Origin of the sequence: Kribbella sp. NPDC004875, from assembly GCF_042873375.1 — a bacterium.
Lineage (GTDB): Bacteria > Actinomycetota > Actinomycetes > Propionibacteriales > Kribbellaceae > Kribbella.
In genome coordinates this window covers 549195-571309 of record NZ_JBIALI010000002.1, presented here as the reverse complement: position 1 = coordinate 571309, position 22115 = coordinate 549195, and the positions used below count along the sequence as shown (strand labels likewise).

The window sequence follows — 22115 nt, the reverse complement described above, 5'->3', positions numbered from 1 at the left end:
CAGAACCTCTCTCGTCGTACGAACTGCACTGCCATCGTCACGGCCCTCATGAGGCCCTCACATCGAATGCGACCTTGACTGTTCCCAGTCGGCCGGCCGAGTGCGCGTGGTCGAGCGCCTCGCGCCAGCGGTAGAGCGGGTACCGCGCGCCGACGATCCCGTCCAGCGGGGCGCGGCCGGCGAGCTCCAGCGCGGTCTCGAACGCCGGGCGGCCGTTCGGTTCCTCGCGCGCGGAGGCGTAGGTGCCGGTGACCTCGAGCTCGCGGAACCACACCGGCGACAGGTCGGCGCCGCTGGCCGGCATCCCGGACAGCACCACCCGGCCGCCGGCCTTGGTGACCCGCAGCACGGTGTCGATCGAGTCCTTGCTGCCGACCGCGTCGACCGCGACGTCCACGCCACCGAGCAGGAACTCGGGAGCGCCGAAGTCCGGCTTCAGCCGGAAGGCACCGGTGGCGCGGCGGACGCCCCGGAACACCTCGTCCGGCGCGACGACGTCACTGGCGCCGAAGGCGCGGGCCAGCTCGCGCTGCTTCGCGTGCTTGGCGACCACGGTGATCCGGCCGGCCTGGGTCAGCTCACGCAGCGCGAGCGTCGCGAACAGCCCGACCGCGCCGGCGCCGCTGACCAGCACGGACTGGCCCGGCTCGACCTTGGCCCGCAGCGCGGCGTGCACAGCACCGGCCAGCGGCTCGACCAGGACCGCGCGCTCGTCGGACATCTCGTCCGGTACGGCGTACAGCTGGCTGCGGTGCGCGACCATCACATTGCCCCAACCGCCACCGGTGTCCTGGCAGAACCCGGTCTGCAGCCCCGGCGCCACGTGGCCGACCGTGATCCGGTCGCACCGGTTGGTGTTCCCGGACACGCAGCCCTGGCACGGCTCGACGCCGCGCGCTGCGCAGGTCAGGACGCTGTCCATCACCACGCGGGTGCCCTTCGGCAGGTCCTCACAGTCGTCGAGCAGCTCGCCGACCACCTCGTGACCGGGCACGAACGGCAGCGACACGACGGCGGAGAAGTACAGCTTCGTCGAGCCGGTCACCATGCCGAGGTCCGAGCCGCAGATGCCGGACAGGATCGGGCGGATCCGCGCCCAGCCCTCCCGGTCGGCCCTCGGCTCGTTGATCGTGACGAGGCGCAGCGGCGCGGCCGGACCGGTCAGGATGCCGGGGATGCGGCCGCCGACCGCCTTGGCCGCCAGGAACTTGGCCGGCGACCGGTACATCTCGAGAGCGAGCATCATCGCGCGTTCACCCCGGGAAGCTCCAGACGAGACGTGGTGGATGAGGTCTTCCAGTCGACGATCTGCCAGCGCGCGGCCCGGGCGGCCCGGAACAGCGACACGTCCGGCGAGACCGCGACCGGGTTGCCGACCACGGACAGCATCGGGAGGTCCGAGTGGCTGTCGGCGTAGGCGTAGGACTTGGACAGGTCGATGTTGGTCACCCGCGCGTGGTGCTTGATCCACGCGGCCCGCGACTCACCGACCAGTGGCGGACCCGAGAGGAACCCGGTGCACCGGCCACGGTCGTCGACGGCGAGCTCGGCCGCGACGATCTCGTCGAACAACGGCTCCAGCGGCCGGGTCAGCGGCCGGACCGCGCCGGTGATCAGGATCGTCTTGTGCCCCGCCGCGCGGTGCTCGCGAATCCGGCGTACCGCGGCGCCGCTCAACCGCTCGAGGACGTGCTCCGCGAGGATCTCGTCGACGATCTGGTTCAGCTCTTCCAGGTCCGCACCGGCGTACCGGCGGTAGATGGTCCGGAGGAAGGTGCCGCGGTCCTTACGCTCGGCCGCGATCAGCTTCGGCAGCTTGCGCAGCATCGCGCCGATCTCGCCGACCCGCTGCGGGCCGTCCAGCTCGGGCAGGCGCATCCACAGGTAGGTCTCGATCACGTTCGACGACAGCAGCGTGCCGTCCATGTCGAACGCAGCGATCACCTGCGCGTCCTGGTTCGGCTCGACCTTCTTGAGCAGACCGGCGGACTCGGCCAGCGCCTTGTTCCGCTTCTTCCGGACGACGTCGAGCCGGCGCATCGATTCGGTGACGCTCGGGCAGTGCAGCTCCTGCAGGTAGTACTGCCAGTCGACGACCGAGGTGTCGCAGGCGAACTTCTCCTTGTCGTCACCCTCGAGCGCGTTGTGCAGCGCGAGCACGTTGTCGTCGATGAACTGCAGCTCGGCCTGCGCGTACTCGGAGTACAGGTCCATGTAGCGGCGCAGGAAGTCCAGCCGGCGCTTCTGTACGTCGAGTTCGCGCGCGTACTTGCGGGTGCGCTCGCCGCGCGGGACCCGGGTGATGACCGCGTCGGCGAGCTTGTGCGCGCGTTCGCCGTACCGCAGCATGCTCTCGACCGAGTCGCCGCCGGGGAACTTCCAGACCGGGAGCCGGACGGCGCCACGCTCGCCGAGGTCGAACGGGTGTTTGGAGAAGTACGCGCGGACCCCGGCGTAGAGCTGCTCGAAGGTCAGCGGGTTCCGGGCGCCGGAACCGATGTGGTAGTACTCCGGCTTGCTCAGCTCGGGCTCGGTCGTCATCACCGCGCAGATCGCACCGACCACGTGGTCGACCGGGATGATCTCGATCACCGAGTCGGGGCTCGCCGGGAACTCCGGCAGCTCGCCGCGGCCGTAGGCCAGGATCAGCGGCTCGGCCATCTTGAAGCCCTCGATCCAGCCCGGGTGCGGGCTCTGCACCGCGGACTCGATGATCGCCGGCCGGACGATCGAGGTCGGCAGCTTCGACGAGAACTCCTCGACGACACGCTCGCCGAGCGCCTTGGTGAACGTGTAGCAGTCGGTCCAGCCGAGGCTGCGGGCGCGCTCGGTGCCGGTCTCCACCAGCTTCTTCGCGACCCACTCGGTACGGCGCCGCTCGGTGTCGGCCGCGGCGGTCAGGTGACCCGCGCGGCGGTGCAGCTTCTCGGCCTCCTTGCGGAACTTCGCCAGCATCACCGCGGAGCGGGACTGCTCCTCGACCCGGGCCTTCATCGCCATCCCGGCCTCGGCCTCGGTCCGCCAGTCGACGAAGTGGTCGACCGGCGCCTCCGGGATCGCACCGCGGCGGCGTCCGGCGGTGTACGCGGTCGAGATGTGCACGTAATGCACCGGGCGCTCGGTCTCGACGATCCGCTCGAGCAGGCTCTTGGTGCCGAGCACGTTGGTCGTGAACGCCTCGTGAATCGGCGGGTCGAAGCTGACGTCGCCGGCGCAGTGCACGACGATGTCGAGATCCTTGGGCAGCTCCGGCACGTCGGACAGGTCGCCGTCGATCACCTGGATCCGGGCCGCGGTCAGTGCCTCGGCGTCGGCGTACTCGGTGCCCTCGCCGTAGAACGGCTTGAAGATGTCCTTCCGGAGCAGCTGCGCCATCCGGTCGGTGCCGGTCAGCGAGCCCTTCGGACGGATGATCGCGACCACGGTGGTCCCGGGGAGCTCGCCGATGATCCGGTGCAGCAGGGCCTCACCGACGAAACCGGTGACGCCGGTGACCAGGACCTTCTTGTCCTTGAGCTTGTCGGCCAGACTCACTTGTCGCCTCCACGCGTGAGCTCGAGTGCCTGGGTCAGGGTGAACGCGCCGGCGTACAGCGCCTTGCCGACAATGACGCCCTCGACGCCGTCGCCGACCAGCGTGCTCAGCGCACGCAGGTCGTCGAGGCTGGAGACGCCGCCGGAGGCGATGATCGGCTTGTCGGTGCGCGCGCACAGGTCGCGGTACAGGTCCAGGTTCGGGCCCTGGAGCATGCCGTCCTTGGTGACGTCGGTGACCACGTACCGCTCGCAGCCGGCGGCTTCCAGCCGGGCGAGTACCTCGTACAGGTCGCCGCCTTCCTTGGTCCAGCCGCGGGCCGCCAGCGTGCGGCCGCGGACGTCCAGGCCGATCGCGACGCGGTCGCCGTACTGCTGGATGATCCGGTCGCACCACTGCGGGTCCTCGAGGGCGGCGGTGCCGATGTTTACCCGGCGGGCACCGGTGGCAAGAGCAGCTTCCAGGGAGTCGTCGTCGCGGATGCCACCGGACAGCTCGACCTGGACGTCGAGCTTGCCGGTCACCTCGGCGAGCAGCTCACGGTTGCTGCCGCGGCCGAACGCGGCGTCGAGGTCGACGAGGTGGATCCACTCCGCCCCGGCGTCCTGCCAGGCCATCGCGGCCGCGAGCGGATCGCCGTACGACGTCTCGCTGCCGGCCTCGCCCTGCACCAGCCGGACCGCCTGCCCGTCCGCCACATCGACGGCAGGCAGCAGCACCAGGTTCTCAGACATGGCCCACACCCTAGAGGGCGTTGCTGAGAGAACCGTAACCCGGAGCCCTCCTGAGTCGTTTGAAATCGATCTGTCTCAGCAATACCAGTATAGCCAATGGTCTTACACCTACGCTGGTCGCGTGCTGACCGTCGACGACCTCGCGAACGACCCCCATCCGACCCTCGCGCGGATCCGGCCGATCGGCTGGGTCGGGCCACTGAGTTCCTGGGTCGTGACCGGCCGCGCGCTCGCTGTCCAGGTGCTGCGCGATCCGGCGACGTTCACGGTCGACGACCCGCGGTTCTCCACGGCACAGGTCGTCGGGCCGTCGATGCTGTCCCTGGACGGCGTTCCGCACAAGGCGCATCGGGACCCGTTCGAGGGGCCGTTCGGGCTCGCCGAGACCCGTCGGCGTTTCACGCGGCCGGTGCAGCAGACAGTCGGCGGGTTGATGGCCGAGGTCCGGCAGAGTGCATCACCGGCGACCGGCGGCGCGCGCCTGACCGCCGACCTGCGCCTGGGACTTGCCGGTCCACTGTCGGTCGCGGTGGTCGCGCTGTCGCTCGGGCTGCCGCAGGCGTCGGCCTCGACCGTGCTCGACTGGTACACCGCGATCTCGACGTCGGTGTCCGGCGTCTCGGCCGGCCATCCGGTCACGGCCGAGGGGGCAGCAGCGTTCGCCGAGTTGCACAAGCATGTTGCCGGAGGCATCGACTCGGCCGACTCGCTGCTCGCGGTCGCCGCACATGCCGGGCTCGGCGTCGACGAGGTGGTCGCGAACGCCGCGGTGTTCATGTTCGGCGGGATCGAGACCACCGAGGGGATGATCACCAACGCGCTCTGGCACCTTCTCACTCATCGCGACCAGCTGGACCTGGTCCTCGCCGACCCGTCGCTGCTCCCGAACGCGATGGAGGAGTCGCTCCGTCTCGAACCGGCCGCGGCCGTCGTCGACCGGTACGCCACCCGCGACGTCGAGCTCGCCGGCGCGCAGATCCGCCGCGGCGACATGGTCACCGTCTCGCTCGCGGGCGCAGGCCGGGACCCCGAGCTGTTCGAGTCGCCCGGCACCTTCGACGTACGGCGGACCAACGCGCGCCGTCATCTCGCCTTCGCCAGTGGACCGCACATCTGCCTCGGTATGCACCTGACCCGCCTGGAGACGCTCACCGCACTGGAGGCAGTCCTCCGCCTCCCCGGTCTCCGTCTCGCCGAGGACTCGCCACCGCCGTACGGCCTCGTGTTCCGCAAGCCGGCGGCGCTGCGCGTCACCTGGGACGCGTAAGCACCAGCAGGGTCCCGGCGTACACCGGCATGGCCCGCTCCGGATCATGCTCGGCGTCCTCTGCGAACCTGGCGAATCCCGGCTCGAGCTCGTCGGCCGGCAGGTGCTCGAACGTCGACAGCGCCCGGAGACTGATTCGCTCGTAGCTCTCCCGCAGCGTCCGCGGCTCTTCAGCAGTGATCCGTACGACGTCGTCGGCCGGCGCCAGCCCGGCTTCGATGGCGAGCGCCTTCGCCGCGCTCAGCGAAACGTACATCGCGGCGTCGGCCTCGCGCGCGGACGGGAAGTACTCGTACCAGAACAGGTCCGGCATCAGGTCGGAGAACTGGCTACGCAGGAACGCCACTCCCCCCGGCCGCAACACCCGGCGCACCTCGCGGAGCCCTTCCAGCGGGTCCGGGAAGTGGTGGAACGACAGGAACATCAGCACCGCGTCAACCGATGCCTCGGGCAGCGGAATGTCTTCGGCGCTGCCCTTCAGATAGGTCACGCCCGGGTGCGGCGTCTGCTCGGCGGTGTTCCGCATCCGGTCCGATGGCTCCACGCCGTACACCTGGCCCTGGAACTCCGCGGCCAGACCGGGCGTCAGCCGGCCGGTCCCGCTGCCGAGGTCGAGGACGTCGAGCGGGCGGTGCTCCGGGAGATGCGTGGCGAACGCCGACGTCCAGCGCCGTACCTCTGCGGGAGGCATGCCCCGACCTGCGGCGTACACACTGCCCATCCGACCGTCGTAGTCGACCATGGCTCGACCCTACCGACCGACGTGGCCGGCGCTCGGCAGCGGACAGCTGCTTTTGACATCGACCGGCCGGGCGCACAATGTCTGAATGACGGAAACGCTGATGGCCCTGGAGACGGCCGCGACCCTGGACGAGGTCGGGCAGATCGTCCGCCGGGAGGCCCGGAGTCGCACCGGCGCGCAGGGAGCGACGTTCGTCCTGCGCGAGGAGAACTACTGCTTCTACGCCGACGAGGACGCAATCGCGCCGCTCTGGAAGGGACAACGCTTTCCGATCACCTCCTGCGTCAGCGGCTGGGCGATGCTCCACGACGAGACAGCCGTGGTTCCGGACATTTCCGTCGACGAGCGGATCCCGCTCGAGGCGTACCTGCCGACCTTCGTCCGCAGCCTCGCCATGGTCCCGGTCGGTTCACCGACCCCGGTCGCGGCGATCGGTGCGTACTGGTCCCGCCACTACCAGGCCTCGCCCGACGAGATCGCCGCGCTGCAGAGTCTCGCCGGCCAGACCGCGGCCGCCATCAAGCGCATCGGCCTCGACGACGCCCCCTGGGCACCGACCTTCAGCCGGCGGCGCTGAGCTCAGAACACATCGAACGCGAGCCGGACGATCAGGGCCGATACCACCACCAGGAAGATGACCCGGACGAACCTGCTACCGCGCGCCACCGCGGTCCGGGCGCCGAGCAGGCCGCCGAGCATGTTGGCCGCACCCATGATCAGCCCGAGCTTCCACAGCGGAGCGCCGTGCAGCGCGAAGACTCCGATCGCGCCCAGGTTGGTGGCGACGTTGGCGATCTTCGCCTTGGCGCTGGCCTGCAGGAAGTTGTATCCGAGCAGGCCGACCAGCGCGAAGATCAGGAACGAGCCGGTCCCCGGCCCGACCGCTCCGTCGTAGAACCCGATCAGTACGCCGACCCCGCTCGCCGCGAGGTAATGGTCGCGACCGTCGAACCGCAGCGCGGTCCGCGCACCGAGTGAAGGCTTCAGCGCGGTGTAGATCGCGACCGCCACCAGCAGCACCAGCACGATCGGCTTGAACCACGACATCGGGATCTTGGTCGCCACCAAGGCACCGGCCGCGGCGCCGAGACCGGCCAGGATCGCCAGCGGCAGCACCGTCTTGCGATCCGGCCGGACCTTCACGCCGAACGTGACCGCGCTGGTCGTCGTACCGCACAACGACGAGATCTTGTTCGTCGACAGGATCTGGGCCGGCGACGCGTTCGGCAGGCCGAGCAGCATCGCGGGCAACTGCAGCAGCCCACCACCTCCGACCACCGCGTCGATCCACCCCGCCGCGAAGGCCGCGACCACCAGGAACAACACCGTCCACAACGAGACATCAGGCACCGCAGCACATCCTCACGGCCCGATGATCAGGTAATGGCGTTATTTCGCTCAACCCTTACACCGACGACTGAGAGACAAACCACATCCCCGATATCAGAGTGGATGGATGGCGTCCTCGATCCTGCCTCCGGAGGGTGCAGACCTCGCCACCGGCTGAGAGCCCGGGTTTCGGCAGAATGGCCTGGTGAAGTTCCTACTGCTGATCCACAACAATGTCGAAGCGCTCAAAGCGTTCACCGAGGAGCAGCTGACCGCGATGGCCGGCGGTCGGGAGCGGGTCGCCGCCACCGCGCGCGAACTCCGGGACAGTGGCGAACTGGTCTCGATCCTCAACCTCGGGGACTCGCCGGCCATCACCGACGTCGAGTTCGCCGCCGGTACGCCGGTGATCTCGGACCGGTCGCTGCTGGAGACGAAGGAGTATCTGGCGGGCGCTCTCGTGCTGGACTGCGCGTCGATCGAGCGGGCGGTGGAGATCGCGGCGCGGATCCCGCTGGTGGAGTTCCGCCGGGTGGAGATCCGTGAGGTCGTGGCCACCGAGCAGGACTTCTTCGCGCAGATCGCCGAACTGTAGGCGCGGCCGGCGCGCAGCGGACGTGAGGGAGGCGGTGTGACGGGAATGGATCTCGAGGCGGCGATCCGGGCGGCGGCGCCGCGTGCGCTGGCGGTGCTGGTCCGGCGGTACGACGCGTTCGACCAGTGCGAGGACGCGGTCCAGGAGGCGCTGCTCGACGCCATCGTGCAGTGGCGCGAAAACGGCGTACCCGAGCAGCCGATCGGGTGGCTGATCAGCGTGGCGTCGCGGCGGCTGATGGACGGCTGGCGGCGGGACAACGCGCGGCGGCAACGTGAGTTGAACGACTTCCTGCGGGCGCTGGCCGAGGTCGATCCCGACGAGTACCACGAGGACACTGACGACACGATTCGGCTGCTCGTGCTCTGCTGCCATCCCGCGTTGACTCCCGCATCGCAGGTCGCGCTGACGCTCCGGTCGGTCGGTGGATTGACGACGGCCGAGGTCGCCGCGGCGTTGCTGGTCGGCGAGAGCACGGTCGCGCAGCGGATCAGCCGGGCGAAGCGACTCATCCAGGACGCGGGAGCACGCTTCGAGCTGCCGACGGCGGACGAGTACGACGTACGACTCCGCGCCGTACTGCACGTGCTCTACCTGATCTTCAACGAGGGCCACACGGCCAGCGCCGGTGACGAACTGCAGCGCGTCGACCTCGCCGAGGAGGCGTTGCGGATCACCCGGCTGCTGCGGCACGCCGTCGGCGGATCCGGCGAGGTGACCGGGCTGCTGGCGTTGATGATCCTCACGCACGCCCGCCGGGACGCGCGGACCGGCCCCGGCGGCACCCTGATCCCCGCCGACCGGCAGGACCGCTCCCGCTGGTACGCCGACGAGATCGCCGAGGGCACGCGGCTCGTCGAGGAGACGTTGGGCTCCGGCGCCGTCGGGCCGTACCAGCTGGAAGCGGCGATCGCCGCGGTGCACAGCGAGGCGGACTCGGTCGAGACCACCGACTGGGAACAGATCGCCGGTCTCTACCGGCTCCTCGAGAAGGTCGACCCGAGTCCGATGGTGACGCTCGGCGCGTCCGTGGCGGTCGCGATGACCGAGGGTCCGGACGCCGGCATCGCGATCGCCGAAGGGCTGGCCGACGATCGGTACCTCGGCGACCACCACCGCCGGTTGTCGGTCCTCGCCCATCTCCACGAACTCGCCGGCCGCCCGGACCTCGCCCGCGAGAACTACCTCGCGGCCCTCGATCGCACCCGCAACACGGCCGAACAGAACTACCTGCGCGACCGCATCGCCCACCTCATCAAGTGACGCCGGCCGCCGGTCCACTCCGGCCGTGGCGGAACACTCACCGTATTCCGGAACACGTGCCCCGGGTCGACCGATTGCTTCAGCGTGGCGAGCCGCGCGCGATGGGCCTTCGGGTAGCACAGGTCCAGGTCGTCGTCGGTCGGGTGTGACAGGAAGTTCAGGTACGCGCCCTTCGGCCGGAGCGACGTCCAGAGGTCGTCGAAATCGTCAGCCTGCTCCGACGGTCCCATCAGCACGGAGTTGACCAGGAACCGCGCGTCGCGATGCCCGAACGCGGTCGCGTCCGCCGGCATCGCGCCGTACGCCCCACCGAGCGCCCGGATCTCCATCGCCAGCCCCGGAATCCGCGGCCGGGCGGCGAGCAGCCGCCGACCGAGATTCGGCGTCCACTCGTCGTAGAAGCCGTTGCGGATCCGCGGACGGATCCCCGGCGGCATCGACATGTCGCTGAACACCTCGGCGTACGGCGTCTCGACCACCTTGTCGGTCAGCAACGAGCCGAGGTTGCGGAGCGGTTCGAGGACGGCGCGGTCGCCCGTCGCGCAGACCGCCACCGCGACCGGCACCTGTCGATCGGCCATCATCGTCGGCGCCAGCTGCAACGACGACGTGAGTTCCGCGGGCGCGTCGCTCATGTACTCCGCCCACTTCTCGAGCACCTGTTCCGCTTCCGTCCACGGATACAACAGGGTCCCGAAGTGCACGGTCTTCTGCGGTACGGCGGTGATGTCGTACGACGTGACGACGCCGAGGCTGCCCGCTGCGCCGCGCAGTCCCCAGAACAGTTCCGGCTCGGTCGCGCTGTCGACCCGCCGTACCGCACCGTCCGCGGTGACGACCTCGGCGGCGACCACGTTGTCGATCGCGAGCCCGTGCTTGCGCACCATCCAGCCGATACCGCCACCCGCCATCAAGCCGCCAACTCCGACGGCCGCCGTGTCGCCCGCGGAGATCGCCAGGCCGACCTTCGCGAGCCGCGCGGCCACCTGGCCCCAGGTCGCTCCGGTGCCGACCCGAACGACGTTGTCCGGCAGCAACCGCACCTCGTCCATCGGCCGTACGTCGATCACGACACCGCCGTCCCTCGTCCCGAACCCGGCCGCATGATGCCCGCCGCTGCGCACCGCGATCGGGAGGTCCTCCGCCTCGGCGTACCGCAGCGCCGCGACCACGTCACCGGCCCCCGCACACCGCACCACCACCCGCGGCCGCCCCTCGGCCGTCACCACACGTGCCGCCTCCGCGAGCCCCGCGTCCCCGTCGGCGAGCACCTCCCCCGCCACCACGCCCCGCAGTCCGTCCAGCCCACCCTGGGCCGTCACCGATTCCGTCATCGCCACTCCCTAGATCCCAGACGCCCCCTCAGGCGCCTCACCCCTGGATCGGAGCCACCCGCTCCCCCTCGACATCCCACGACCAACAAATCCCACCGATTCGCCAGCCACAGGAACACGAGTACCCGGCACCACGAGTTGGGTCCGCCAACGCCAACCAGGCACCAGCAGCCCGACGAGGCAAGGTGGCCAGGCAACATCAGGCACCAGCAACAGGCACCAGCAACAGGCACTGACAACAGGCACTGACAACAGGCACTGACAACAGGCACTGACAACAGGCACTGACAACAGGCACTGACAACAGGCTCCGGTGACTGTGCACAGGCAATACCAGGTCGCCAGTCCCCATCACCCACCCCAGCCCACGCGAACACCCCGCACGGCGCGCCATCCGGCCGCGTACTTCGCCGACTCGTGGAACTCGGTCCCCTTCCAACAGCCACACCCCACGACTCGCCGCCCACCCTCGCCACCAATCACCACGACTCGGCACCGAGCCCCCACCAACCGAGCGACCCAAACCGAGCGACGCAAACCGAGCGCTGCGCAGCCGAGCGCCACAAGCGGGCGCTGCGAGCGCCACAAGCCGAGCGCCGCACCACGGAGTACGCCCAGGCCCGCCGCGCACGCCAGCTCCGGGCGGGGAGAGCACTGACCGCCCGGCACGCTCAAGCCCCACCCACCACCGGCATCTGCTCCCACCGCTCCGGCACACCCACCACCCGCGTCCGCGTCGGCAACCACCCCGCAAGCACCGCAACCGGCACTGAGCACAGGCACCGAACACTGTGAACAGGCACCGAACACTGTGAACAGGCAATACCAGGCGCCCAGTCCCCACCTGCTATCGCCAGTCCCCACAACTGCTCCACCCAGCCGAATCCAGCCCGCGAATTCGCCGACTCGTGGAAACCGGTCTCGTTCCAACAACCACACCCACGACTCACCACCCCGCCCCCCACGCGGCGCGACCCGGGCCGTCGGTTCGCGAGTCGTGGAAAACGGCCGCGCTTCACCAGCCACGAGTCACGACTCGCGGTTCACCAGGCCCGCCAAACGCCACAACTCGACGCCAAGCGACCCACACGGCGCGACCCGGGCCGTCGATTCGCGAGTCGTGGAAAACGGTCGCGCCTCACCAACCACCAGTCACGACCCGCCGTTCACCAGGCCCGCCAAACGCCACGACTCGACGCCCAGCGACCCACGCGGCGCGACCCTGGCCGTCAGTTCGCGAGTCGTGGAAAACGGTCGCGCTTCACCAGCCACCAGTCACGACCCGCCGTTCACCAGGCCCGCCAAACGCCACGACTCGACGCCAAGCGACCCACGCCGCGCGACCCTGGCCGTCGGCTCGCGAGTCGTGGAAAACGGTCGCGCCTCACCAACCACGAATCACGACTCGCGCTTCACCAGGCCCGCCAAACGCCACGACTCGACGCCGAGCGCGCCGCGGAACCGGCGCCGGATCAGCCCGGGCCGAGGCCGACGTAGCACGATCAGACCTCGCCGAGACCGGGGTAGCACGATCAGACCGCGCCGAGAGCCGGGTAGCGCGATCAGCCCGCGCCCAGGCCCACGCACCCAGCTCTGTGCGTCCACAGCAGGCCGGGCCGAGGTCCGTGGATCGGGATCGGCTCGGGCTACCTGGGTTGCGGGCCTGGCTGCGCCGGCCCCGCTCCCACGAGGGGAACGGGGCCGGAGGAAACGCCTTGGGTCAGCCTCGGACGACCGAGACCAGGTGGTCCACGACCTCGGCGACCGGGATGTCCGAGCGGTCGCCGGAGCGGCGGTCCTTGACCTCGATGGTGCCGTCGGCGAGGCCCTTGCCCACGACCGCGATCGTCGGGATGCCGATCAGCTCGGCATCCTTGAACTTCACGCCCGGCGAGACCTTCTCGCGGTCGTCGTAGATGACGGACAGCCCGCGGGACTCCAGCTCGGCGGCGATCTCCGCGGCCTTGGCGAAGACCTCCGAGTCCTTGCCGGTGGCAACCAGGTGGACGTCGGCCGGCGCGATCTCCCGCGGCCACACGAGCCCGAGCTCGTCGTGGTTCCCCTCGGCGATCGCGGCGACCGCGCGGGTGACGCCGACGCCGTACGACCCCATCGTGACCGTGACGAGCTTGCCGTTCTGGTCGAGGACCTTGAGGTCGAGCGCGTCGGCGTACTTGCGGCCGAGCTGGAAGATGTGGCCCATCTCGATGCCGCGCGCGGTCTCCAGCGCGCCGGAACCGTCGGGAGCCTGGTCGCCGTCGCGGACCTCGGCGGCCTGGATCGTGCCGTCGGCGGTGAAGTCGCGCCCGTGCACCAGGTTGATGACGTGGAACCCGGACTTGTCCGCACCGGTCACCCACGCCGAACCCTCAGCGACCCGCGGGTCGAGCAGGTAGCGGATGCCGGACGTGTTCTCCTTGCCCAGTACGCCGGGCCCGATGTACCCCTTCGCCAGCGCCGGGTGCTTCTCGAAGTCGGCCTCCTCGAAGGCCGCGACCTCGGCCGGCTCCACCTGCGCACCGAGCCGCTTCTCGTCGATCGCCCGATCGCCCGGTACGCCGATCGCCAGCGGCTCACGCGAGCCGTCGGGGTGCACCAACATCACGAGCACGTTCTTCAGCGTGTCCGCAGCGGTCCACTCGCGACCGTCGGTGCGCGCGTGCTTCGCGTTCAGCGCGTCGACCAGGGTCTCGATCGTGGGCGTGTCCGGCGTGTCCACGACCTCGGCGGCCGGTACGGCGGACGCGTCGACCGGCGCCGCCTGCGGAACCACGACCGCCTCGACGTTCGCGGCGTACCCGCCCGGCGAGCGGACGAAGGTGTCTTCACCGTTCTCCGCGATCGCCAGGAACTCCTCTGACCGCGACCCGCCCATCGCGCCGGACATCGCCTGCACGATCACGTAGTCGAAACCGAGCCGGTCGAAGATCTTGATGTAGGCGTCGCGGTGCTTCTCGTACGACGCGGAGAGGCCCTCGTCGTCGACGTCGAACGAGTACGAGTCCTTCATCACGAACTCACGCCCGCGCAGGACGCCGGCCCGCGGCCGCGCCTCGTCGCGGTACTTGTTCTGGATCTGGTAGATCGACAGCGGGAGGTCCTTGTACGACGAGTACAGGTCCTTCACGACGAGGGTGAACATCTCCTCGTGGGTCGGACCGAGCAGCATGTCGGCGCCCTTGCGGTCCTTCAGCCGGAAGATGTTCGGCCCGTACTCCGTCCAGCGGCCGGTCGCCTCGTAGGGCTCGCGCGGCAGCAGCGCCGGGAACACCAGCTCCTGCGCGCCGATCGCGTCCATCTCCTCGCGGACGATCCGCTCGACGTTGCGCAGCACCCGCAGACCCAGCGGCAGCCAGGTGTAGATACCGGGTGCGGCCCGCCGGATGTAGCCGGCGCGGACGAGCAGCTTGTGGCTCGGGACCTCCGCGTCCGCCGGGTCCTCGCGAAGGGTGCGGAGGAACAACGACGACATACGCAAAATCACGGGAGTCTCCAAGCGTGCAAAAGTCGAGAAACAGGACGTCACAGAGAATATCCGTCCGCCGGACATGCTCTCACCACGTTATCCACAGGACCACACCGGCTACACCTCGCGGGCGGCCTTCAGTGCCCAGCGGATCAACGGAATCTGCAGCGGCAACCGCCCGAAAGCGATTGCCTGCGCCCGCGGCGAGCCTTTCCGCCGCAGGTCCGCGGCCATCTGGACGTTCGCCGGGAACACCGCGACCAGCAGCCCGGCGCTGGCCAGCCCGGCCAACCGCCGGGTTCGCGGGTGCAGCAGTCCGGCCGCGCAGGCCAGCTCGGCGACGCCGGAGGCGTACACCAGCTCCTTCTTGCGTGGCAGCACCTTCGGCACGATCTTCTCGAACGGCTCGGGTTTGGCGAAATGCAGCGTCCCGAGGACCCCGAACAGAACGGCCAGACCCTTGGTGCTTCGCGAAGGCATGGGCCGGAGCTTAGAACAGAATGGTGGCGAAGGTCTCGATCGTGCGGAAGCCGACCCGTTCGTACGCCGCCCGCGCGGGCAGGTTGAACGCATTCACGTACAGCGTCACGACCGGCGCGATCTGCCGGGCCAGTTCGACCACGGCCGCCATCCCTGGCGCCGCCAGCCCGCGACCGCGGTACTCCGGATCCACCCAGACCCCCTGGATCTGGCAGACGCCGGTGCCGACCGAGCCGACCTCGGCCTTGAACACGACCCGCCCGTCCTCGATCCGCGCGAACGCCCGCCCGGCCCGGATCAGCTCCGCGACCCGTGACCGGTAGAACGTCCCGTCCGGCCCGGTCTGCGGCGGTACGCCGACCTCCTCGGTGTACATCGCCACGCACGCCGGGTACAGGACCGGCAACTCGACCGGCTCCACCGCCCGGACCAGCGGATCCGGCGTCACCAGCGGCGACCCGTCGATCACCATGAAGGGCTGGTCGTCGCGCACCTCGCGGGCCGGACCCCAGTGCGGTTCGAGGATCTCCCACAGCTGTGCGACCGCCCGCGCCTGGCCGAGGATCTGGAAACAGTTCCGCCCGCGCCGCATCGCGTACGCCGCGAACGCCCGCAGTGCGGCATCGTCCGCGCCGACCGGCACCATGTTCCCGCCCGCGTGGCACAGGGCCTCGAGCGCGCCCTTCTCGACGTACCCCCAGACCTCCGCACCGCGCCGCGGGTCGAGCCCGGACGCCTGCACGAGGCTGTCCACGAACACGTTCACCACCGGATCGCGAGCGATGACCGCGCGCGCCGCCGCGAGGTCACGAGGACCGAGAACCCGTACGCCCACGCGCAGAACCTAGCGGATGACCGAGGTTCCCGTATGCAACGGGGCCGACTCAGCCCGCCTCGACATCCACGCCGGCTTCCGCACCGGCATCCGCGCCGGCGGCGATCCGGCGCAGTGGCGAGGTCCACGCGACGACCACGCCGGCACATCCGAACAGGCCCATCAGGACCATCCCGGTCCGCGGCCCGAAGGCGTTGCCGAGCACTCCACCGACCACGGAACCCAGCGTCCACCCGACGCCCCACGACAGCATGCGGCCCGCGGTGTTGACCCGGCCGAGCAGGTTCTCCGGTGTCACCTGCTGTCGGTACGACACCGCATTAACGATCACCAGGACGTACGCCGAACCCCACACGAGCAACGCCAGCGCGGCCACGACCCAGTGCGGCGACAACGGCGACAGCACCCCGAGCAACGCGGACACCGGCAACGCGTAGAGCGTGATCGCCGCCGGCGAGACGCGCTTCAGCAACCGCGGGAGGCTGAGTGCCGCGATCAGACCGCCGATCCCCCACGTCCCCCAGACGAGTCCGAACCGAAGTCCCGACGTACCCACGTGCAGGACGCGGTCGCACCAGACCACGATGAGCGCCATGAACCCGCCGCCGGCGAACGACTGGATGCTGCCGACGAGCGTCATCGTGCGGACGCCGGCGTGCCGGACCAGGTACCGCAGGCCGTCGCCGATGTCGTTCAGCACCACCCGCGGGCGCAGCGGCGGCCGCCCGTCGCGCGCCTCCGACATCGCCCGTACGATCCCGCGGACGGCGAACGCGGACGCCGCGAAACTCAACGCGTCGAGCGTCAGCAGACTCGCCGGATCCAGCACGGCGAGGAGCAGACCGGTCAGCGGTGGCACGAACAGCTCGATCAGACTCGACGCGGTCCAGACCGCCGAGTTGGCCTGCGCGACCCGCGCCCGGCCGACCAGGACCGGCAACGCACCGAAGTTCGCACCGTCGAAGAAGGTGTAGACGGCCTGGACCGTGAACGCGACCACGAGCACCTGCGCGACCGTCAGCAGTCCGAGCAGATGCGCGACCGGCACGGACCCGACCAGCACCGCGTTCACGGTGTCCGCGGCGACCATCACCCGCCGCCGGTTCCACCGATCGGCGAGCGCCCCGGCGAACAATCCGGTCAGCAGGTACGGCGCCGATTCCAGCGCGGTCACCACCGCGGTGAGCACCGTCGAACCGCTGAGCCGATACACCAGCACCGGCAGCGCGATCGCCGTCACCATCGACCCGGTGACCGACAGCGCGCGGGCCAGCCAGTACCGCCGGAAGTCCGGATCGTCGCGCAGCCGCTCAGGCACCCCCGTTGTCATGACGGGCATCTTGCATCCTCAGGTGCACTGGAGGTCAAGACCCATCCACATCACATCGGCTCCGAGGTCGCGATCGGGCGTCCGTCGCGGCTCGCCGAAGCCCTGGGAGCGGTAGAACCCGATGGCCTTCTCGTTCGCGACGAACACGTCCAGCAGGAGTTCCGGCGTACCTTCGGGGAGGGCTGCGACGGCGGCGTCCAGGAGTGCTTTGCCGATGCCCTTGCCTTGATGGCCGGGCAGCACGTACAGCTTCCACATCACCCAGAAGTCGGCCTGCCGACCCAGACCCACCATGCCGACGAGGTCGTTGCCCTCGGCAGCGACCAAGGTGATGCCGGTGCGGATCCCGCGCTCGACCATCTCCGGGGACCACCACTGGGCGAGGCCGTCCGCGATGGACTCGGCGGACATCAAGCCGCCGTACGCGGCCGGCCAGGTGGTCAGACCGATCGCTCGGACGGCGTCGACGTCGGCGAGTTCGGCCTTCCGAATCATCCGTGCACCACCACGAGCCGGCCGTCCGGATCGATGATCTCCAAACCGGCCTCGCTCGGCGTCACCTGCAGATCACCGAGACGGCTCTGGACCGCGTCGAGGTCCTCGGTCGTTGTCAGGTCGAGCCGGACCGTGAACTCACCTTCGGCCGGGCCGAACAGCGCGGTCGCATCCGTTCCGACCGCTCGGAAGAAGCTGCGCCATGCCGTCTCGTCGGCGCCGGTCAGGTACGGCGTGACGGACCAGCGGGCGTCCGGACTCGCGTCGTGGACCTTGTAGCCGTAGAGGTCCTCGCTGCGTTCGTCGATCCAGATCACGGCCGCGTCCGGGCCGGTCACCGACAACACCCGCCCGTACGCCTCGTCGAAGACCGTCGCGTCGTCGAACCCGGCCTGTTCCAGCCGATCCTTCAGCGTGTCGATCTCGTTCGCCTCGAACGACAGCGACGTCTGCCCCGGCTGCCCGCCGGTCGAACTCGACGCCGCGTCGTGCAGCGCCACCATCCCCCTCCCGGTCAGCATGTCGACCCACCCGCCGCGCTCGGACTCGATCCGCGACCGCAGTCCCAGCGTCTCCAGGAACGCCCGCATCGCGTCCACGTCCGCCGTGAACCGCAACGGCCTGATCACCACGTCGTTCATCCTCGCGCCTCCCCATGGTTGTCCAGGTACTCCGCCAGCGCCTGCTCGACCAGCGCGGACAAACTCGCGCCCTCGTCGATCGCCTTGTGCTTCACCCGCCGCACCAGCCCGGGCGGCAGATAGACGTTGAACTGCACCTTCTTGCCACCGTCATCAGCCATGGCTATATTGCTAGCATCCTAGAAAGCTGAGCGTCAACCGACAGGGAGCGCCCATGAACCTCCGTTTCGACCACCTCGGCCTGCTCACCCGCACCCGCGAGCAGAACCAGGAGCTGGCCGACTTCTTCTCCGGCGTCCTCGGCCTCGAGGTCACCGGCACCGCGAGCGAGGGGTACGCCGAGGTGAAGGCCGGCGCGATGACCATCGCGCTGCACACCGGCGCGATGGTGGACGACTTCGGGGCGATCGGCGGGACGCTCCTGCAGTTCAGCAGCGACGACGTCCGCGCCGACATCGAGGAGATCCGCCGTCGCGGCGGCACCATCGGCCTCGACCCTCGTGACACCGACTGGGGCACAACCTCGGCGTACATCTCCGGCCCGCACGGCGTACTGATCGAACTCTACGAGTTCAACCAGCCGCACTAGTGCCGCGTCAAGAAACCTTCGGTTTGTCAGGCCCATGCCGTCCCCGACAGCGATGACCCCAGCCGGCTCTGCACCCGCCGTCGCGGCACCGTTTGGGTGGTTCACCTCAGAAATGGCCCGTTCCCACGCGGCATACCAACTGCACAGGGACAACATCAGGGGTGAACCGCCCGAATGCCTGGACCTTGGGACGCCTAGTACCTCCGGCGGCGCGAGGCCAGGGATCACACGGCGGCGAGGAGGGCGTCGTCGAGTTCCTTGAGGAGTTTGGCCTTGGGGCGGGCGCCGACGACGGACCAGATCATCTCGCCGCGGTGGAAGAGGATCAGGGTCGGCAGGGCCATCACGCGGTAGCGGGCGGGGACGGCCGGGTTCTCGTCGGAGTTCAGCTTGACCACGGTCAGCTGGTCGTTGCGCTCGGCACCGATCTGGGCGAGGACCGGGGCGATCGCGTGGCACGGCGGGCACCACTCGGCCCAGAAGTCCACGAGGACGGGTTTCTCAGAACGCAGTACCACCTCGTCGAAGGTTGCTTCGTCGACAGTGCGCAGTTCGGTCATCGTTGGTTCCTCCAGCTCTCGGCATCGGTCAGGAGGTCGGTCAGCCGGGCCCGCAGATCGGTGAGCTCGGCGATCCGCCGGTCCACCTCCGCGATCCGGGTCCGGTACGCCGTCAGCGACGCCGGGCACACGTCAGCGCGCGCGTTGCCGGCCCGCAGGCACTCGATGAACGGGTACGTCTGCTCCGCGGTCAGCCCGAGACTCAGCAACGCCTTCACCTCGCGCACCACGACCACGTCGTCCGCGTCGTATGCGCGGTAGCCGTTGGCCTCCCGGCGCGGCTTCAGCAGTCCCTGCGCCTCGTAGTACCGCACTGCCTTGACCGTCACACCGGCCTCGGCCGCCAGATCCCCGATCCGCATCCCGCCTCCTTCGTCACCGACGCTAAACCTTGCCCCCAGGGTCAAGGTCAAGTCAGCTTAGCCAGGATCCGGTCAGTGACCCCGGAAGGCCTCTTCCAGCCACCACGACGGATAATCGGCGACGACCTTCGCGTCCACGAGCATCGGCGCCGAGCGCGGACCGCCCAGCCAGTCCTCGACGGCCGCGAGGTCCGCGACAGTGCGGACCGTGGCCGCCTCGAAGCCGTAACCCCGGCCGATGGCGGCGATGTCGGTCGGCGGGAACGTGACGGTGTCCATCGGCTGCCCGCCGAAATGGTGCACCTCAGCGCCGTACGCGTCGTCGTTGTACACGACCACCAGCATCGGCAGGCCGAGCCGGCGCACCGTGTCCAGTTCCGCGGCGCTCATCAGCGCACCGCCGTCACCGAGCGCGGCGACCGGCAGCCGGTCCGGCTGCGCCAGCGCGGCACCGATCGCGGTGGCGAGCCCGAGCCCGATGGACTGGAACGCCTGGGTGAAGCACATCCCGTTCTCGTCCGGTACGTCGAGGTAGGCGCTCGGATAGCCCATGAAGTTCCCGGAGTCGACGGCGAGCACGCGCTCCGCCGGGAGTACGTCGTCCAGCGCGATAGTGAGTGTCCGTGGGTCGATGCGGTCCGCCGTACTGGTGTCGTCGTACTCGACGTCTCGCCAGCGGACACTTCCCACATCGACGGCGCGATAGCCGACCCGCTGCTCACCCAGAGCGTCGATGGCCAGTGTGGCGGTGCGGTGGACATCGCCGGTGATGCCGAGGTGGATCTCGCGATGGGCGCCGAGCGCGGACGCGTCGTCGTCGACCTGGACGACTGTGGTGTCCGGTCCGATGAGTTGGCCGTGGCGGATCGTCCACATGTTCAGTGCGCAGCCCCAGCCGACGATGAGGTCGGCGGCGCGGATCAGTTCGGCGGTCCGGGCCGAGGCGAAGCCGCCTGAGATGCCGAGTGACCACGGGTTGCCGTGGAACAGGCCGTGCGCGACGGCCGAGGTCGCGAGCAGCGCGCCACATTGCTCCGCCAGCAGTTCGAGGGTCCGCCGAGATCCTCGGGCTCCCCGCCCCGCGACGAACACCGGTCGCTGCGCGCGCCGCAGCAGGTCCGTCAGCGCAGCGACCTCGCCGGCGCCCGGCACAACCGCGTCCCGCGCAGGCGGTGGCGCGGCGGCAGATGCGTCAGCCGGAACCTCCAATGCCTGCAGGGAAAGCGGGACATTCAGCAAAACCGTCCGTCGTTCGCGAAGGGCCGTCGCGACGGCGCCCACAGCCTCCACCACCGCAGTCTCGGCCGAAGTGACCCGCGCCGGCACCGCACCCACCGAGCGGGCGAGCGCGTCCTGGTCGACGGAGAAGTTCGAGCGCGGTTCAGTGGCCTCCGCGGCGAGGACGACCATCGGCGTACGGCTCTTCGCGGCCTCGGCGATCCCGGTCATCGCGTTCGTCAGGCCGCAGCCCTGGTGGACCGACAGCGCGGAGACCGTTCCGCTCGTCCGCGCGTACGCGTCGGCCATCGTCGCGGCGCCGCCCTCGTGCCGCGCGGCCACGAACCGTGCGCCGGCGGCGACCAGCGCGTTGGTCAGGTGGAAGTTGCCCGACCCGACGACGCCGAACACCTGGCGGACCCCCGCGGCGGCCAGGTTTCGGCCGACCGCCTCCGCGACGTTCACTGGCGTTCGACCAGGGCCAGCACCCGGGCCGGGGCGCCGGATCCACTCACGATCGGCAGCGGTCCGGCGATCACGACTGAACCGGTCGGCGGCAGCCGGTCGAGGTTCTGCAGCTGCGTCAGCCCGTACTTGTCACTGCCCATGAGATAGGAGTGGCACGGGAACGGCGGGTCGAACGAGTTCGCCTTGCCGGCGTCGGTGCCGACGGTCTCGACGCCGAGTCCGAGTACGTGTGTCTCCTGTGCGACCCACCGCGCGCACTCAGGTGAGAGGCCGGGCGTGTGCGGGCCGTTCTCGTCGGCGTTGAGGAACGCCTCCTGGGAATGGGAGTGAGCGCTCCACCCGGTACGGACGAACAGCCAGCCGCCGTCCGGCAGCGGCGCATGCTCCGCCTCCCAGGCTTTGATGTGGTCGATCTCGACCAGGAAGTCGGGGTTCTTCTCGACCTCGGCGGTGAAGTCCAGCACGACGGCGGGTGCGATCAGCCGCCGCGCCGGGACCGAGGCGACGTCGGCGAGGTCCTTGCCGGTGACCCAGTGGTTCGGCGCGTCGAAGTGGGTGCCGGTGTGCTCGCCGCTGGTGAAGTTGTTCCAGTACCAGGCCGGACCGCGATCGTCGTACCGGCTGATCTCCTCGAGCTCGAACCGCGCCGTCTGCCCGAACTCCGGCGGCAGTTGGATCACCGGCGTCGCAGCGGACAACGGCGAGGTCAGATCCACGACCTCCACCGACCCGTCAGCAAGCGCACCGACGAGCACCGACAACGGCGACGACTCAGTCATCCCGACCTCCACGCGTGGCGAACGAACCACCAGAAAACTAAGCCGCCGACCGAGCCGCGGTAAAGCGTTCTCCCAGCTCTTGATACCGCCCTGA

General features: G+C 69.7%; 22 protein-coding genes. 5 read left to right on the top strand and 17 right to left on the bottom strand.

Features of this window, described 5'->3' with window-relative positions:
- Positions 1–46 precede the first annotated feature (46 nt).
- Genes ACFYRH_RS13775 through priA form a run of 3 tightly spaced genes read right to left on the bottom strand, consistent with a single transcriptional unit; the run spans position 47 to position 4268 of the window.
- On the bottom strand, positions 47–1246 hold the full coding sequence (locus ACFYRH_RS13775) for a zinc-binding dehydrogenase (protein ID WP_387773274.1): 1200 nt from the start codon (positions 1244–1246) through the stop codon (positions 47–49).
- Positions 1243–3534, bottom strand: a complete 2292-nt coding sequence (locus tag ACFYRH_RS13770; protein WP_387773271.1) for an HAD-IB family hydrolase — start codon at positions 3532–3534, stop codon at positions 1243–1245. Before ACFYRH_RS13770 ends, ACFYRH_RS13775 begins: the two co-directional genes overlap by 4 nt.
- Positions 3531–4268, bottom strand: coding sequence for a bifunctional 1-(5-phosphoribosyl)-5-((5-phosphoribosylamino)methylideneamino)imidazole-4-carboxamide isomerase/phosphoribosylanthranilate isomerase PriA (gene priA / locus ACFYRH_RS13765; RefSeq protein ID WP_387773268.1), 738 nt, complete (start codon positions 4266–4268; stop codon positions 3531–3533). Before priA ends, ACFYRH_RS13770 begins: the two co-directional genes overlap by 4 nt.
- A gap of 121 nt (positions 4269–4389) precedes the next feature.
- Here priA and ACFYRH_RS13760 point away from each other — a divergent pair, with 121 nt between their 5' ends.
- Positions 4390–5535: a cytochrome P450 gene (locus ACFYRH_RS13760; RefSeq protein ID WP_387773265.1), complete on the top strand. Its 1146-nt coding sequence runs from the start codon at positions 4390–4392 to the stop codon at positions 5533–5535.
- On the opposite strand, the gene ACFYRH_RS13755 is transcribed toward ACFYRH_RS13760, so the two are convergent.
- The gene (locus ACFYRH_RS13755; RefSeq protein WP_387773262.1) at positions 5519–6277 is read right to left on the bottom strand and encodes a class I SAM-dependent methyltransferase; all 759 of its coding nucleotides are present in this window, start codon (positions 6275–6277) and stop codon (positions 5519–5521) included. The genes ACFYRH_RS13760 and ACFYRH_RS13755 overlap by 17 nt on opposite strands.
- Positions 6278–6362: 85 nt before the next feature.
- Here ACFYRH_RS13755 and ACFYRH_RS13750 point away from each other — a divergent pair, with 85 nt between their 5' ends.
- A complete protein-coding gene (locus ACFYRH_RS13750) occupies positions 6363–6854 on the top strand; it encodes a GAF domain-containing protein (protein WP_387773259.1) in 492 nt (163 codons plus the stop codon).
- Positions 6855–6856: 2 nt separating this feature from the next.
- On the opposite strand, the gene ACFYRH_RS13745 is transcribed toward ACFYRH_RS13750, so the two are convergent.
- Complete coding sequence (locus tag ACFYRH_RS13745; RefSeq protein WP_387773257.1) at positions 6857–7627, bottom strand: sulfite exporter TauE/SafE family protein; 771 nt, start codon at positions 7625–7627, stop codon at positions 6857–6859.
- 184 nt (positions 7628–7811) lie between these two features.
- On the opposite strand from ACFYRH_RS13745, the gene ACFYRH_RS13740 reads away from it, so the two are divergent.
- A complete protein-coding gene (locus ACFYRH_RS13740) occupies positions 7812–8201 on the top strand; it encodes a YciI family protein (RefSeq protein WP_387773254.1) in 390 nt (129 codons plus the stop codon).
- 45 nt (positions 8202–8246) lie between these two features.
- On the top strand, positions 8247–9464 hold the full coding sequence (locus ACFYRH_RS13735; protein ID WP_387775270.1) for an RNA polymerase sigma factor: 1218 nt from the start codon (positions 8247–8249) through the stop codon (positions 9462–9464).
- Here the strand turns inward: ACFYRH_RS13735 and ACFYRH_RS13730 are convergent.
- The 8 genes from ACFYRH_RS13730 to ACFYRH_RS13695 all read right to left on the bottom strand — a co-directional run bounded on the left by ACFYRH_RS13730 (position 9428) and on the right by ACFYRH_RS13695 (position 18206).
- Positions 9428–10798 (bottom strand): FAD-binding oxidoreductase, encoded by a 1371-nt coding sequence (locus ACFYRH_RS13730; protein WP_387773251.1) that lies wholly within the window; start codon positions 10796–10798, stop codon positions 9428–9430. The genes ACFYRH_RS13735 and ACFYRH_RS13730 overlap by 37 nt on opposite strands.
- A gap of 1720 nt (positions 10799–12518) precedes the next feature.
- Positions 12519–14282 carry a proline--tRNA ligase gene (locus ACFYRH_RS13725; protein ID WP_387773248.1) on the bottom strand — a complete coding sequence of 588 codons (1764 nt, stop codon included), beginning with the start codon at positions 14280–14282 and terminating at the stop codon, positions 12519–12521.
- Between the two features lie 99 nt (positions 14283–14381).
- Positions 14382–14744: a DoxX family protein gene (locus tag ACFYRH_RS13720; RefSeq protein ID WP_387773245.1), complete on the bottom strand. Its 363-nt coding sequence runs from the start codon at positions 14742–14744 to the stop codon at positions 14382–14384.
- A 10-nt stretch (positions 14745–14754) separates the two neighbouring features.
- Positions 14755–15579, bottom strand: coding sequence for a GNAT family N-acetyltransferase (locus tag ACFYRH_RS13715; protein WP_387773242.1), 825 nt, complete (start codon positions 15577–15579; stop codon positions 14755–14757).
- 49 nt (positions 15580–15628) lie between these two features.
- Entirely contained in the window at positions 15629–16909 is a 1281-nt protein-coding gene (locus ACFYRH_RS13710; RefSeq protein ID WP_387773239.1) for an MFS transporter, read from the bottom strand.
- Positions 16910–16927: 18 nt separating this feature from the next.
- The gene (locus ACFYRH_RS13705) at positions 16928–17404 is read right to left on the bottom strand and encodes a GNAT family N-acetyltransferase (protein WP_387773236.1); all 477 of its coding nucleotides are present in this window, start codon (positions 17402–17404) and stop codon (positions 16928–16930) included.
- The gene (locus tag ACFYRH_RS13700; protein WP_387773233.1) at positions 17401–18045 is read right to left on the bottom strand and encodes a VOC family protein; all 645 of its coding nucleotides are present in this window, start codon (positions 18043–18045) and stop codon (positions 17401–17403) included. The genes ACFYRH_RS13705 and ACFYRH_RS13700 overlap by 4 nt, the downstream gene beginning before the upstream one ends.
- On the bottom strand, positions 18042–18206 hold the full coding sequence (locus ACFYRH_RS13695; protein WP_387773230.1) for a CopG family transcriptional regulator: 165 nt from the start codon (positions 18204–18206) through the stop codon (positions 18042–18044). The genes ACFYRH_RS13700 and ACFYRH_RS13695 overlap by 4 nt, the downstream gene beginning before the upstream one ends.
- A gap of 53 nt (positions 18207–18259) precedes the next feature.
- On the opposite strand from ACFYRH_RS13695, the gene ACFYRH_RS13690 reads away from it, so the two are divergent.
- A complete protein-coding gene (locus tag ACFYRH_RS13690) occupies positions 18260–18634 on the top strand; it encodes a VOC family protein (protein WP_387773227.1) in 375 nt (124 codons plus the stop codon).
- Positions 18635–18858: 224 nt separating this feature from the next.
- Here the strand turns inward: ACFYRH_RS13690 and trxA are convergent, their stop codons facing one another.
- The 4 genes from trxA to ACFYRH_RS13670 all read right to left on the bottom strand — a co-directional run bounded on the left by trxA (position 18859) and on the right by ACFYRH_RS13670 (position 22021).
- The gene (trxA, locus tag ACFYRH_RS13685) at positions 18859–19194 is read right to left on the bottom strand and encodes a thioredoxin (RefSeq protein ID WP_387773224.1); all 336 of its coding nucleotides are present in this window, start codon (positions 19192–19194) and stop codon (positions 18859–18861) included.
- Positions 19191–19556, bottom strand: a complete 366-nt coding sequence (locus ACFYRH_RS13680) for a MerR family transcriptional regulator (protein ID WP_387773221.1) — start codon at positions 19554–19556, stop codon at positions 19191–19193. Before ACFYRH_RS13680 ends, trxA begins: the two co-directional genes overlap by 4 nt.
- 72 nt (positions 19557–19628) lie before the next feature.
- Positions 19629–21239, bottom strand: coding sequence for a thiamine pyrophosphate-binding protein (locus ACFYRH_RS13675; protein WP_387773218.1), 1611 nt, complete (start codon positions 21237–21239; stop codon positions 19629–19631).
- On the bottom strand, positions 21236–22021 hold the full coding sequence (locus ACFYRH_RS13670; RefSeq protein ID WP_387773215.1) for a cyclase family protein: 786 nt from the start codon (positions 22019–22021) through the stop codon (positions 21236–21238). Before ACFYRH_RS13670 ends, ACFYRH_RS13675 begins: the two co-directional genes overlap by 4 nt.
- Positions 22022–22115 lie beyond the last annotated feature (94 nt).